General features: G+C 68.2%; 13 protein-coding genes. 11 read left to right on the top strand and 2 right to left on the bottom strand.

Features of this window, described 5'->3' with window-relative positions; translation table 11 throughout:
* Positions 1-40 precede the first annotated feature (40 nt).
* The gene (locus ACN469_RS26025) at positions 41-2,632 is read left to right on the top strand and encodes a glycoside hydrolase family 15 protein (RefSeq protein WP_498771853.1); all 2,592 of its coding nucleotides are present in this window, start codon (positions 41-43) and stop codon (positions 2,630-2,632) included.
* Positions 2,633-2,875: 243 nt separating this feature from the next.
* Here the strand turns inward: ACN469_RS26025 and ACN469_RS26020 are convergent, their stop codons facing one another.
* Complete coding sequence (locus ACN469_RS26020) at positions 2,876-3,475, bottom strand: hypothetical protein (RefSeq protein ID WP_498771851.1); 600 nt, start codon at positions 3,473-3,475, stop codon at positions 2,876-2,878.
* Between the two features lie 372 nt (positions 3,476-3,847).
* Between ACN469_RS26020 and ACN469_RS26015 the strand changes: the two genes are divergently transcribed.
* From ACN469_RS26015 to ACN469_RS25970, 10 genes are all read left to right on the top strand, one after another.
* Positions 3,848-4,963 carry a GRAS family protein gene (locus ACN469_RS26015; RefSeq protein ID WP_498771849.1) on the top strand — a complete coding sequence of 372 codons (1,116 nt, stop codon included), beginning with the start codon at positions 3,848-3,850 and terminating at the stop codon, positions 4,961-4,963.
* A gap of 18 nt (positions 4,964-4,981) precedes the next feature.
* Complete coding sequence (locus tag ACN469_RS26010) at positions 4,982-5,500, top strand: CinA family protein (protein ID WP_498771847.1); 519 nt, start codon at positions 4,982-4,984, stop codon at positions 5,498-5,500.
* Positions 5,501-5,614: 114 nt separating this feature from the next.
* Positions 5,615-6,004: a hypothetical protein gene (locus ACN469_RS26005; protein ID WP_498771845.1), complete on the top strand. Its 390-nt coding sequence runs from the start codon at positions 5,615-5,617 to the stop codon at positions 6,002-6,004.
* 127 nt (positions 6,005-6,131) lie between these two features.
* Positions 6,132-6,593, top strand: coding sequence for a DUF4150 domain-containing protein (locus ACN469_RS26000; RefSeq protein ID WP_498771843.1), 462 nt, complete (start codon positions 6,132-6,134; stop codon positions 6,591-6,593).
* A 35-nt stretch (positions 6,594-6,628) separates the two neighbouring features.
* The gene (locus ACN469_RS25995) at positions 6,629-7,144 is read left to right on the top strand and encodes a DUF6484 domain-containing protein (protein ID WP_498771841.1); all 516 of its coding nucleotides are present in this window, start codon (positions 6,629-6,631) and stop codon (positions 7,142-7,144) included.
* A gap of 53 nt (positions 7,145-7,197) precedes the next feature.
* Positions 7,198-8,085 (top strand): AHH domain-containing protein, encoded by an 888-nt coding sequence (locus ACN469_RS25990; RefSeq protein ID WP_498771839.1) that lies wholly within the window; start codon positions 7,198-7,200, stop codon positions 8,083-8,085.
* Positions 8,086-8,114: 29 nt separating this feature from the next.
* Complete coding sequence (locus ACN469_RS25985) at positions 8,115-8,711, top strand: imm11 family protein (protein ID WP_498771837.1); 597 nt, start codon at positions 8,115-8,117, stop codon at positions 8,709-8,711.
* Positions 8,712-8,743: 32 nt separating this feature from the next.
* Positions 8,744-10,060, top strand: coding sequence for a TIGR02270 family protein (locus tag ACN469_RS25980; RefSeq protein ID WP_498771835.1), 1,317 nt, complete (start codon positions 8,744-8,746; stop codon positions 10,058-10,060).
* A complete protein-coding gene (locus ACN469_RS25975) occupies positions 10,057-11,160 on the top strand; it encodes a hypothetical protein (RefSeq protein ID WP_498771833.1) in 1,104 nt (367 codons plus the stop codon). Before ACN469_RS25980 ends, ACN469_RS25975 begins: the two co-directional genes overlap by 4 nt.
* Entirely contained in the window at positions 11,157-11,939 is a 783-nt protein-coding gene (locus ACN469_RS25970; protein WP_498771831.1) for an Imm49 family immunity protein, read from the top strand. The genes ACN469_RS25975 and ACN469_RS25970 overlap by 4 nt, the downstream gene beginning before the upstream one ends.
* A gap of 22 nt (positions 11,940-11,961) precedes the next feature.
* Here ACN469_RS25970 and ACN469_RS25965 read toward each other — a convergent pair whose 3' ends face one another.
* Positions 11,962-12,768 carry a hypothetical protein gene (locus ACN469_RS25965; protein WP_498771829.1) on the bottom strand — a complete coding sequence of 269 codons (807 nt, stop codon included), beginning with the start codon at positions 12,766-12,768 and terminating at the stop codon, positions 11,962-11,964.
* Between the last annotated feature and the right edge of the window lie 9 nt (positions 12,769-12,777).

The following is a 12,777-nucleotide window of genomic DNA, read 5'->3' as shown; positions in this document are numbered from 1 at the left end:
CGGGTTGGCCCGGGGCGGGAAGCACTCCAGAATCCGCCGCATGAAGCGTTTCCCCCACCTGTGTCATGGCCCTGGCCGTGCGACCTCGAGCGTCGTGCGTGCCGTGGCCCTCTTCCTGACCTCCCTGCTGTGTGGCCTGACGTCGGACGCGCGCGCGGAGGTCGCCGTCAAGCGCACCTTCCTGAAGCTGCCGTCGTCGAACGGGCACGGCGCGGTGATGCTGGATTTGGAGCAGAAGAAGGTGTCGCACTTCCGAGAGCACCTCTTCGCGACGGAAGAGCCCGTCATCGACGCGCTGGGCAATGACGTCTTCGTGCGAGGCCAGCCGCAGGTGGTGCACGCGCGTGACGTGTTGTTCGACGCGTTCTTCGGCCTGCGCTCGGGCGGGACGCAGCGCTGGCTGAGCACGCAGGACGCGGACCTGGACGCCAGCGGCTATGCGGCGTGGGGGGCGGGGAAGTCGGGCGGCACGGGCCTGGCGACGATGGTGCAACGGGTGGGGACGCTGGAGGTGACGACGTATGTCTTCGCGCCCCAGTCCGTTCCGCACGCGTCGTTCGTGATGGCGGTGCGCGTGCGCAACACGGGCGCGGCGGCGTCCACGGGCGTGAGCGTGTTCTCGCTCCACAACTTCCATGTCGGCTTTGGCCGGCCCGGAGTGATGGCGGACCTGGATGAAAACGGCGAGACGGTGGAGGTCAGCGGCAACGACTTCGTGGAGAAGGGCTTCGCGGGCGTGGTGGTGGGGCGGCCGTTGGGGACGGTGACTCGGAAGGCGGCGTGGCTGTCGAGTGCGACGGGGGCGGCGAACGCCTTCAACGTGGTGCAGGGCGGCGGGCAGCAGGACCTGCAGGAGTTCACGGCGCAGCCGTCGGCGGGGACGGGGTGGGCCAGCGCGTACCAGTTCAACCTGGGAGACATCGCGGCGGGCGCGGAGAAGTGGGCGGGCGTGGCCTTCGTGCACTTCGGCGACCCGGGGGGCACGGCCACGGCGCGGCAGTGGCTGTCGGACTACGTGGGCGCGCTGGATGCGAAGGCGCTGGTGGAGGCGGAAGTCTCACGCTGGGCGGCCTTCCAGACGGACACGGTGAAGGTGCCGGCGGGGGTGACGCAGAGCGAGGAGTCGCTGGTGCGCCACTCCGCGGTGGTGATGCACATGGCGCAGGTCCGCGAGAGCGAGACGTTCATGCGCGAGTTCCTGACCCGGGATGGCGAGACGCGGCTGACGCGCTTCAAGGCGCCCAATGGTGCGCCGGCGACGCTGCCGGGCATGGTGAAGCACTCGGGCAAGGGCGCGGTGCTGGCGAGCCTCCCGCCGGGTCAGTGGACGTATGCGTGGATTCGAGACGGCGCCTACGCGGCGGCGGGGATGGCCACGCTGGGCATGCGGAGCGACGCGCGCGAGGCGCTGGCGTACTACCTGAACGCGGACAGCGGTCGGTTCCAGAACTGGCGCGAGCTGCAGCCCTACTCGATGCCGCCGTACATCATCACGCTCACGCGCTACCACGGCTTCGGGGTGGAGGAGACGGACTTCAACGAGGCGGGGCCGAACCTCGAGTTCGACGGCTTCGGTCTCTTCCTCTGGGCGCTGCGGCACTACGAGCGCACCACGGGAGACCTCACGCTGGTGGACCAGTATTGGCCGACGGTGTCGACGAAGGTGGGGGACGCGCTGGTGGCCATCATCGACCCGGAGACGGGGCTCATCCGTCCGGACTCGTCCATCTGGGAGACGCACTGGAACGGGCGGCAGCGTGCGTGGGCGTACACGAGCCTGACGGCGGCGCGCGGCCTGTGCGACGCGGCGGTGCTGGCCGAGCGGGTGGGTGACGCCGAGCGTGCGACGCGCTACCGCGCCGCGGGCGAGTCCATCCGCCGGGCGATGGCGGAGAAGCTGACGGACAGCAACTTCGCGCTGGCCTCCAACCTGGAGGAGCTGAAGTCGGGCCGGGGGTACTGGGACTCGGCGGTGTTCGACGCGTTCGCGTTCGAGCTGTTCGACCCGGCGGGGAAGATTGCCCGGGAGACGATTCGCGGGCTGGACCTGCGGCTGTCATCGCCGGCGGGCGCGGGCTGGTCCCGCAACGATGACCGCTATGACCACACGGGCGGCGCGGACATGAGCCCGTGGGGCAGCGAGTACGACAGCGCGGAGTGGGTCATCGTCAGCCTGCGTGGCGCGATGGCGAAGCGGATGGCGGGGGACACGGAGCGCGCGGAGCGGGTGCTGAAGTGGGTGACGGACCAGTCGCTGAAGAACTACCTCGCGGTGTCGGAGACGTATGACGAGCTGAACGGCACGTACAAGTTCAACTCGCCGATGGTCGGCTTTGGCGCGGGGGCGTACGCGCTCGCGCTGGCGCACCGCGCGGACGGCACGGCGGACCCGGCGTGCGGCGCGTACCTGGATGAGAGCACGCTGTCGAAGCCGCCGGATGCCGGGCCGGGCACGCCGGACGCGGGGCCGGGTGAGCCGGATGCGGGCCCGGGCGTGCATGATGCGGGGACCTCGGAGACGCCGCTCGTCAGTGGCGGCGGGTGCAGCGCCTCGGGTCCTGGCGCGATGGCGGTGTGGCTGATGCTGGCGCTCGCGGGGCTCACCGCGCTGACGCGGCGTCGCCAGGCCTGACCCGAGGCGCACGGTGCTTCACCCCGGCCCGTGCGCAAGGCACTCCAACGGGGCCCGACGCGCTCCAGGCTCCCGAATGGAGACCTTCCATTCGGGGTGCCGGGTGCACCGGGATGGCGTTGGAGTCCCCTCGGCGCGTCGGCGTGGGAATGCCCCTCACCGTGAGAGGCCTCTCCTCACCAGACGATATGCGCGAAGTGGGCGAGCATCTCCGCCGCCCCTCCCATGCGGATCACGCTTGCTTCAGCGCCGACTGTCGCTCCGGGCCTGGGTGCGACGGTTGCGCGAGGTGGTGTGAGCATTGCGACGGACGGCGCCAAAGCGCTGCTGCTTGCGCGCACCCCCTTTACGGCGCTGGGCCCTCGTCGCGCGCACGGACGTGGTGGCGGTGCGGCCGGCGGTGCGAGCGCGGCGCACGGGCTTACGCCCTCCGGTGGCTCGCGTGGCCCGACGGACCGTCGTCGCCTTGCGAGTCGTCCTCCGCGCGGTGACGGGCTTGCGCGTGGCACGGGCGCGCTTGGCCTCCATCGCCTCACGGCGCTCCATCATGGCCAGGCGCTTCTCGAAGCGCGTCATGGCCTGACGGAAGTATGTGGCCTTGCGCATCGTGTTGGCATTGCCTTCGGCGCGACGGGAGCGGGTCGGCGTCCGACGGCCCAGGGCCTCACGCCGCTGACGGCGCGCCTGGTCCTCGTACTTGGTCATCAGTCGCCGCGCGCGCTGGATGCGACCGCGCAGCTCCCGGGTGGACAGCTCCGTGACGTTGCGAGGCGCGCTGGACAACACGAGCTGGGCTTCGGTCTCCGACAACAGGGACATCTTCTTCGAGGGAATCGTACGCAAGGGCCTGCTCCTTCAAGGCAGTGTGGCTTTCCTCGCGGAACGTCGGCACGTGTCCCCCACGCGGCAACCTGCTCTCCAGGGTGATTGAGGGCCTGTCGCTCCTCGAAAGTGGACAGCTCGGTGAGGGCGTCCACTGTTCTCGACACCCGGTTGCATGAATGACTGTGTGTCTCAGAGACAGGATACGCGGTCGTCTGTGCGAAAGGTACAAGCGAGGCGTAAGCGCCAGGACGTTGGGTCTGTCCGCTCGTTGGCTCGCGTGTGGTGCTTTACACGAAGAGCGTGTGCGGGCGAGCGGCCCGGGTGGAGGTCCCTGGAGGGCACCACTACGGTTGAGTCAGCAGGGGTATCTGGGGAAGGAGTCACGGGGCCATGCGCACGGTGAAGGACGAGCTGCTCTTCCGAGCGGTGGAACACACCCTGTCGGGTCAGCCCATCGAAGCGGCGCGCGAGCTGGCGTCGCTGGAGACGCTGCTGGACGTGGACTCGGTGCCGGAGGACCTGGACTACCTGCTCTTCGCCACGGCGGTGTCGCATCGTCTGGAAAGCTCGGGAGGGGTGGTGCGCAATCCCTATCTGCATCCGCATCCGGAGCAGGGGGCGCGGCAGATTGATTTGTTCCGGCTGTTGATGACACACATGCCGCTGGCCTCCGCCGCCGATGCGCTGGCGAACGGGGTGTTGATGGAGCTGCTGGGGCAGCGGGACGAGGCCACGCTGGTGGACGTGGGAATCGGCCAGGGGCGGCAGGAGGGGCGGTTGTTGAAGTCGCTGTCGGAGCGTGGGGCGCTGCCGCGCAGGTTGACGTTGGTGGGCGTGGACCCGAGCGGCGCGAGCCTCGCGCAGGCGGAGGAGTCCACGGCGCGAGTGGCGCGCGAGGTGGGCGCGGTGGTGCGCTTCGTGGGGGTGGAGGCGACGGTGGAGAGCCTGTCCGAGTCGACGTGGTCGGTGTTGCGAGGGTTGCCGGGGCCCAGGGTGGTGAACGCGGCCTTCGCGCTGCACCATGTGGCGGAGGAGCCAGGGAGCGTGGGCGCGGTGAGAGATGGCGTGTTGCGGAACCTGCGCGCGCTGGACCCCTCGGGGATGGTGTTGTGCGAGCCGAACACGGACCACTTCCGCGCGCCGCCGCTGGAGCGCTTCCTGAATGCGTGGAAGCACTTCACGCAGGTCTTCCACTTGCTGGACACGCTGGAGGTTCCTCGCGAGGAGCGCGCCGCCATCAAGCGCTTCTTCGGCAGGGAGGTGGAGGACGTGGTGGGGACGGTGGACGAATCGGCGCGGTGCGAGCGACACGAGCTGGCGGCGACGTGGATGGCGAGGCTGAGGCGCGCGGGCTTCGTGCCGCTGGAGGTGCTGGAGCAGGTGAGGGCGGAGGGGGTGCACCCGGTGCTGGAGCTGCGGCGCGAGCCGGGGGTGGTGGGGCTGAGCTGGAGGAATGAGGTGTTGGTGGCGGTGCTGGGTGTGCGGCCGGACGGTGCACGCGCGTGAAGTCCCGACCGTGCGAGGATGTTTGCTGGAGGCGCACGGGTGACGGACGAGGGACGCGAGGACGTGGCGAGTCAGGTGCTGGAGCGCTGCCGGAGCGCCGGGGTTCGGCTGGTGCTGGCGGAGGCGTGCACGGGTGGGCTGCTCTGCGCGCGGCTGACGGATGTACCGGGCGCGTCCGCGGTGGTGGAGCGCGGCTTCGTGCCGTACTCGCATGAGTCGAAGGTGGAGCAGCTGGGGGTGTCCCTGGCGTTGCTCCAGGCGCACGGCTCGGTGAGCGCGGAGGCGGCGGAGGCGCTGGCGCGAGGGGCGATGGAGCACTCGCGCGCGGACTGGGCGGTGGCGGAGACGGGAATCGCCGGGCCGACGGGAGGCACGCCGCAGAAGCCGGTGGGGCTCGTGTTCATCGCGGTGCTGCGCCGGGGTGGAGTGGCCACGGTGGAGCGGCACGTGTTCGCGGGGAACCGGCGTGAAGTGCGAAGCGCGGTGGTGGAGCGCGCGCTGGCGTTGTTGCTCGCGCGGTTGAACGTCGAATCTTGAACTGGACGTTCACCCCGCACTCCCGGGTGCCTGGGCACCCGTCGAGGTGCCCCCTACGCTGTGGAATGTCGGAGCGACGTGCCTCCGTGTGTCCATGTGGCGAAGGAGCGCCCGGTGTTCCGAATCGGGGTGGAGGTCGAGCATTCCATCGTGGAGTTCGTCCTGGAGGGCTACATCCGGGTCGAGGAGATGGAGCTCTTCGTGGCGGAGCTGGCGCGGGCGACGGACTCGCTCGCGGGGCGCGACATCAAAATCAAGGCGGACCTGAGGAGCTTCCGTCCCGCGTCACCGGAGGCGACGAACATGATTCGCCGGGTGCAGGAGTACGGCCTGCGCTCGGGAGTGGTGCGCGTGGCGGAGCTGGTGGAGAGCGAGATTGTCGCGCTCCAGCTCAACCGGGTGGCGGAGAACAGTCACACGGACAAGATTCTGCGCCGCTTCTGGGAAGAAGCATCCGCGCGTCGCTGGCTCATCCACGGTGACGCGGAGGATGGAGCGGCGTAGGGCGTGTAACGGTCACTGGTTGACATGAGGACGCTGGCGCTCGCGGGACCTGCTCGCTCGGCGGGCCACACCCTCGCATTCCGGCAAGTGTGTCGGTAGCCTCTGCCTTGTCGTGGGGGGCATCGCCATGTCCGTGAACACCGGCGTCAACAAGATGTCTGTCGTCACGAAAGACTCCGATGGAGTCACCGTGGCCTTTCCGGACGTATGCAAGACGCCGGGCCCTGGCGCGCCCCTTCCCATTCCCTACCCGAACGTGGCGAAGTCGTCCGACACGGCCAAGGGCAGCAAGAAGGTGACGGTGGCTGGAAACCCCGTGTGTGTGAAGGACTCCAACTTCAGCACGAGCACAGGGGATGAGGCGGGCACGGCGGGTGGTGGCGTGGCCTCCAGCAAGACGAAGGGCAAGGCGGAGTTCGTCAACTACTCCTTCGATGTGCAAATCGAGGGAAAGAATGTCGCCCGAGCCCTGGACCTCATGCTCCACAACGACAAGAACACGCCCCCCACGCCCGTCATGCAGGGCCCTGTCGTCGCCAAGGGAGGCTCTCCTCACGACGATTGCGATGTCTGTCACAAGCAACGCTGAGCGCACACGTCGCCCAGGCATGGCGGGAGGCACTCATGGCCCCTATCGACGCGGATGAGACCCCTTCCGGCGGGGAGCCTTTGCCGGAGGAGCGCATCTCCGAGCCCAGGACGGGTTGGCTCCTGGGCTTCGATGCGGGCCGGGTGCTGGTGGATTTCCCCGGCAATCCGCGAGGACCCTTGCCGGCTCGCCTGGCGGTGGCCCTGGACGCGGAGGTATTGAAAGCCGCCGTCGTGCGGCGCCAGGAGGCGGTCTTGCTGTTCGCGGAGGGCCATCCTGGCAGGCCGATGGTGATGGGATTGCTGCAACCTGAAAGCGCGACACCGCTCACGGATGCGCTGCTCGACAGCACGCTGCCCACCGCGCCGAAGCACGTGGAGGTGGATGGGCGGACCGTCGTGATTGAAGGGCGCGACGAGGTGGTCCTGCGCTGCGGGAGGGCCAGCCTCACCCTGCGGCGCAATGGTCAGGTCGTCCTGCGCGGCGTGAGCATTCGCTCCGAGGCAGAGGAGGTTCATCGCATCAAGGGTGGGAAGGTGCAGATCAACTGAAGGCAGGCACCGCGCGCCCGACATCCGGAGCGCGTCGTCCGTGGGAGGACGCCATGGCCAACGAGCAGCACAGTTGGGACGCGGAGAACATGCCGACGATGCACAAGTGCACGTCGGGGGAGGAGGCCAGCATCGTGGAGGGAGCCGGAGCCTGCCTCAGCCGCCACAGCGCGAACCGGAACAAGCGCACGGGCTTTCTCACGAAGAGCTCCTGCAACTACCGCTGGCAGGCCTTTCGTCGCGCATTGGACAGCGACGACACCACGTACAACTGGCCGGCCTACGAGGACATCCAGCATCTGGTCCAGAAGACCCAGCGGGGCCCGCTGCGAAAGACCATCGACCTCTTGAGTCGTACGCGCAAGGGACGCAAGCGACAGCCAGTCCCCACCGAGAGCACCAAGGCCTGGGATATCTCCGGAGGCGGCGAGAACTTTCAGACGCGCTGCAACCGGCCCTACTGGCATGAGTCGCACCACATCATTCCGAATGGTGAGCTCCAGGAGTCCATCGCGGAGGCGGCGGATGGCGAGCCCCTGGCCCCCGTCCATGTCCGACTCATCCGAGGAGGACTGCTACGGGAGAAATACAACCTCAACCATACGCACAACATGATCATCCTTCCCATGGCCAAGGAGGTGGCGTACGCGCTCGGACTCCCCCGGCACCGGGTCTCCGCGAGCACTCGCTCACATTCGGCTTACAGCAACAAGGTGAAGCAGGACCTCGACAAGATATTCAAGCCCATCCAGCAACAGGCCCAGGAACATCGCAAGCGACCCGACTACGGGGGTTGCAAGAGAGCTCTTGTCGCAATGGAAGGAGTCTATCGCGCGGACATCGTCGCTGGCGGCAAGGCCAAGAAGGCGGCCAGGGACGTGGAGAACAACGCCCTGGAAGACATTTTCGCACCACCTCAAGGCGCAGCAGGCTCACTCTAGCCCCTGAAGCAGGGAGACAAATCACCATCATGCTTCGGTTCTTCAAGTTGAGCGTGGGAGGAAGGTTCGATGACCCGGACCTGTGCATGTTGCACTCGCTCGTCCGGGAAATGGGGATGAAGATTAGCTGGGTTGGGTTGGGCAAAAGCGCCAGCGCCGTCTATCCAGCGGATGCGCGCATCTACATGTCCGAGGACTCACCCGGCATCAAGCTGTCGCCGCTTCTAGGCAACACGCGCAATACCTTGCTCGTCTCCAGCGAGCTGCGGGCCGTCTTCGAGAAGCACTGCAAGAACGAAATCGAATACCTGCCCTTCACCCTCTATGACCACCGCAAGCGGGTCTACAGCAAGGACTACTGCATCGTGAATCCCATCGGGACGTTCGACTGTCTTGACTACAAGGCGAGCACCATCATCTGGAGCGATTCGGACCCCACGCGTGCCATCGCCGTCCAGAAGCTGGTGCTGGACCGCGCCAAGATGGAGACCGCCCCGCAGCTCTTCCGTGTGGCGAAGGACCCCATGTCCTATGTGCTCCGCTACGAGCTGGCCAAGGAGATCAGCGACCGGCGGTTCGCCAACATCTGCTGGAACGAGCTGCCGATGAACGGCGCGGCGGCGTAGGTACGGACATGTCGGAACGCTCCAGGGTGTCCGTGGCACGTGGTTCCCGGCGCATCCTCTGGGATGTCCTGGAGGAGCATCTGGAGGAGGCGGCCTTCCTGTGGCGGCAGCGAGAGCGGTCCTTGTTGGCTCCGGACGAGTCGCTGGAAGAATTGGCGAGCGGCGATGAGGCCCGGCTCCATGCGCACCTGCGAGCGCTGAGCGTGGGAGGCGAACGTGTCGCCGAGAGGCTCCTGCGTCCTGCGCTGCGAGGGGAGGAGCCCACGATTGTTGGCCCCGCTTGTTGGGCCCTGCTCGCGTCGGAAGGCCCCGGGGTGGCGGAGGTGTTCGAGGCGCTTGCCTCGTTGGAGGATGGCTCACGCGCGGGACTGCTGCGCGCACTGGAACTGAGCGGGCATCCGGGGTTGGACGAGGCTCTGCGAGCAATCATTCCGACGCAGGAAGCGAGGGCTCGAGCGGAGGTGCTGACCGTGTTGACTCGACGCCGGGCGGACGTGAGTGGGCTGCTGGCCCGGGACACCTGGGAGGCCGAGCCTGGCTGGCGGAGCGCGGCTCTCTGGGGCGCGCGACTCGTCCCGACCTCGCTGGCGGCTCCTCGTGTTCGACGGGCGCTCGATGACGCCTCGCCCACCCTGCGCGAGGTCGCGATGCTGACGGGCTTGATTCATCACCTGCGCGAGCCCTGGACCCGCTGTCGAAGAGCCCTGGGCCAAAGTGGCGGTGTTCCAGGGCGGGTGGCGCTGCTCGCCCATGCCATCAGCGGGGGAGCGCGGGAGGCGGAGGCCTTGGTGGGTGCGCTGGCGCTTCCAGGGCCGCGCGACGAGGCCCTGTGGGCCCTGGGGTTCTGTGGCCGAAACGTCGCGGCGGAAGCGCTATTGAAGGTCGTCGAGGAGGAAGGCAGTTGGCTCGCCGCGGACTCCTTCGCGACCATCACCGGCTTGCCGCTCGATGAGGACCGCTTCATGGAGCCGTGGGACGACGATGCGCAGGAGGCGGGTGCGGCGGCGGACCTTCTCGAGCAGCAGCTTCCGGGGCCCCCGTCCACGAAGCGCGGGGTGCGTGGGGCACAGGTCGCTGCCTGGTGGCGGGAGGTGCGAGGCCGGTTCGATTCACGGAAGCGCTATCTGCTGGGGGCGCCCTGGACGACGGAGGGGTTGTTCGCGGCGATGGAGCGGGTCTCGCTCCGGCGGCGGAGTGTGCTGGCCTGGGAGGTGGCGGTGCGCAGTCGTGGCGCCTGTCAGGTGGACCCGTGGACCTGGTCCTGGGGGCAGCGCGCCCAGCTCGCGCAGGCCCGGAGTCTGAAGCTGGTGGAGCTTTCGCTGGAGTCCGTCATGACGAGGGAGACATGAACGCGACGCGAGCGGTGCTGTCCGCGACGGGAGCCATCACCTCGGTGGGGAGGACTGCTTCGGCGGCCTGCGCGGCCATCCGCGCGGGGGTTGCACGGCCCCGGAGGCTCTCGGGCTTCCAGTTGGTGGATGAGGAGGCGCAGGAGAGCCTGCTGCTCACGGGGCATCCTCTCCAAGGCTATGCGGATGGCTTTCATCTGGTGGGGCGCTGGCTGCGGCTGGCGCGGGGATGTGTGAATGATTTGCGAGAGCAGTCCTCGGTGCCAGACTCCAGGGAGCGGCGCTTCTGGGAGCGCACGGGATTGCTCGCGGTCCTTCCCTCGGTGGACGCGGAGGTGTTGCTGTCGGAGCCCGAGGACGTGCCCGAGATTCTCCGCGAGGACTACCTGCTGCCACTCCATCGGGCGCTGGGCCTGCCCATCCCCTTGGAGCAGTTGCACTTGTTCGCCTCGGGTCATGTGGGGACCGCCGAGGCCCTGAGTCGGGGGCTTCGCGGACTGGCCGCGGGTGAGGTGGAGCAGTGGTTGGTGGTCGCGGTCGACTCGTTGTTGGACCCGCTGCTACTGGGCCAGTTGCTGGAGGCACGTCGTCTCAAGCACGACGACCAGCCCACGGGGCTGATGCCAGGGGAGGCGGGAGTGTGCCTGCTCGTGGAGCGGGAGTCGGGAGCCCGGGGCCGGGGAGTGGCGGCGCCGTCGCTCATCGCGGCGGTGGCGACGAATCAGGTGGCTGCTCCGGATGCTCATGCACGAGACACCGGACAGGCGCTGGCCACCTGTATCCGGCAGGTGGTGGAGCCCTTGGTTTCGTCCGAAGGGCCATTCGAGGGAGAGCTCTACTCGGACCTGACGGGAGAGGAATGGCGGGCGCGTGAGTGGGGTGGGGCGCTGGTCCGGCTGGGGAATCGGCTGGACACGTCCCGGTTGCGGCTGCCGTGCAACTCGGTGGGCGACGTGGGCGCCGCGTCCGGTGCGCTGGGCATGTGCCTGGTCGCCGAGTCCTTCGCCGCGCGGCAGTCCTGGAAGGGACGCGCGCTGGTGCTCTCCAGCTCCATCCAGGGTGGAGTCGGGGCCATCCATCTCCAGCAGGTGAGTCCATGAGCCTGTCGTCCGAGTTCCTTCCCGTCTACGTGCACAACGCGCTCGGGGATGCCAGCGAACTGCTGCCAGACCTGCGAGGAGGCAAGGCCTCGTGGCGTCAGGCATTGGATTTCTGCGGGAGCTTGCGCCTGGCGGGAATCGGCTCGCTCTTCCTGGACGGTGACTCCGAAGGACTGCTCACCCGGCTGGCGCAGAGCGGTCGTGCGTTCGCATTCGCCCTGTCGAAGCTGGACGACGGCTCCAAGCGGACCAGTCAGTGTCTGCCCTTCTTCGACGCCGTGGCCGCGGGGGATTTCGAGGGCGCCACGCGGGTGGCGCGCCAGGCGCGGCGACACTGGGCGCAAGGAGAAGAGTACGAGGAGGACTTCCTCTTCGTCGAGCTGCTCATGCAGCGCTTCTTCCTGGAGGCGGAGCGGTCCTCCTGCGAGGCGTTGCTGGTGCGTTACGAGCAGGCGCTCCAGGGGACGGAGGATGTCCGGTGGGGGCTCGTCAAGGCGCTGCTGGAGGAGGATGGCGCGGCTTTTGGCGCGGCCCTGTCCCTCTACCTGTCGGAGCGCAGAGACAGGATTCAGCGACAGGTGAAGAAGGAGCGGATGCCGCCCGAACTCGCTGTGACCGAGGGGTACTTCTCGGTCGAGGGACTCGCGCTGGTCCGGCTCGCGGAGCGAGTGGGGTTGGAGACGGACGAGGACTATCTGCACATCCCCTCGACGGCTCGGGAGCCGCTGCCCGCATCCTTCCGCGAGGACTCGTGGCTGAAGTTGGATGAGGGGGACTGACGCGGAGGGCCCGAGGAGCTGGCTAGGCTCCAGAGGGGTCGGGAGGCCGTGTCCACGCGTCGGCGGGAGGCGGAGCAATCCCCGAGGGAAGCCGAGCGAGACGAGGGATGAGCGGGTATTGGGGCAGGGTGGGAAGGCCTCGCAGCTCGGCGAGTCGGAGCACGGCGAGCCCTTCGATGAAGACCTTGCCCTCGGTGGCCACCAGCTCCTTGTTGCTCGTGAAGCTCCGCGCATAGTCGCGCAGGGCGCGCGCTCTCTCTCGCACGAAGGCGTCGAAGGCGCTCGCGAACGCCGGGCCATCGCCGGAGACAAGCTCCCGACAGACATCGCGATAGGCCGAAGCTCCACCCTCCAACACCACGCCCCAGCGCTTCACCAACCCCAGGAGCGCCTCGGTGTCCTGGGGGGCGACGAGGACTCGGTGGAGGAAGTGGTAGAAGAGGAAGTCGTCCTCGTACTCGATGCCCTCGAAGTGCTTCGCGGGCGCGAGCGCGGCGATGTTCCTGGCTGTTCCCAGGTCGCCCGCCGCGACAGACGCCGCGAAGAAGATGTCCTTGCTCGTGCAGATGGTCTTCGGTGGACACGCCAGCCCCTGCTCCCGCTGCCGCAACAACGCCAGCCTCGCCTGCCCGGACTTCGCCAGACATGCGGCGAACCGTCGCGTGTCTGCCTCCTCGAGCAGGTCGCAGAGGCCCAGGATGCGCCAGGCGAAGCCGATGGCGAAGAAGGCCTCGGGAGTGAGCTGCCCCGCGGCGATCTCCCGCTGGGCCTCCGTCAGCGTGTCCTGGTGGTTGATGCGGGCATACTCGAGATAGTTGTGCTCGCTCATCCGACGGTG

The organism is Corallococcus terminator (assembly GCF_049194865.1).
Classification (GTDB): Bacteria; Myxococcota; Myxococcia; order Myxococcales; family Myxococcaceae; genus Myxococcus; species Myxococcus terminator_A.
Note: the sequence above shows the minus strand (reverse complement) of the source record. Positions and strands in the feature narration are given on the sequence as shown.

What these genes read in the sequence shown, in the direction of transcription:
- ACN469_RS25985 (WP_498771837.1), top strand. Translation starts at nt 8,115, where the DNA reads ATGCTTCGGTTCTTCAAGTTGAGCGTGGGAGGAAGGTTCGATGACCCG.
- ACN469_RS26000 (WP_498771843.1), top strand. Translation starts at nt 6,132, where the DNA reads ATGTCCGTGAACACCGGCGTCAACAAGATGTCTGTCGTCACGAAAGAC.
- ACN469_RS25965 (WP_498771829.1), bottom strand. Translation starts at nt 12,768, where the DNA reads ATGAGCGAGCACAACTATCTCGAGTATGCCCGCATCAACCACCAGGAC.
- ACN469_RS25970 (WP_498771831.1), top strand. Translation starts at nt 11,157, where the DNA reads ATGAGCCTGTCGTCCGAGTTCCTTCCCGTCTACGTGCACAACGCGCTC.
- ACN469_RS26010 (WP_498771847.1), top strand. Translation starts at nt 4,982, where the DNA reads ATGTTTGCTGGAGGCGCACGGGTGACGGACGAGGGACGCGAGGACGTG.
- ACN469_RS25990 (WP_498771839.1), top strand. Translation starts at nt 7,198, where the DNA reads ATGGCCAACGAGCAGCACAGTTGGGACGCGGAGAACATGCCGACGATG.
- ACN469_RS26015 (WP_498771849.1), top strand. Translation starts at nt 3,848, where the DNA reads ATGCGCACGGTGAAGGACGAGCTGCTCTTCCGAGCGGTGGAACACACC.
- ACN469_RS25975 (WP_498771833.1), top strand. Translation starts at nt 10,057, where the DNA reads ATGAACGCGACGCGAGCGGTGCTGTCCGCGACGGGAGCCATCACCTCG.
- ACN469_RS26025 (WP_498771853.1), top strand. Translation starts at nt 41, where the DNA reads ATGAAGCGTTTCCCCCACCTGTGTCATGGCCCTGGCCGTGCGACCTCG.
- ACN469_RS25995 (WP_498771841.1), top strand. Translation starts at nt 6,629, where the DNA reads ATGGCCCCTATCGACGCGGATGAGACCCCTTCCGGCGGGGAGCCTTTG.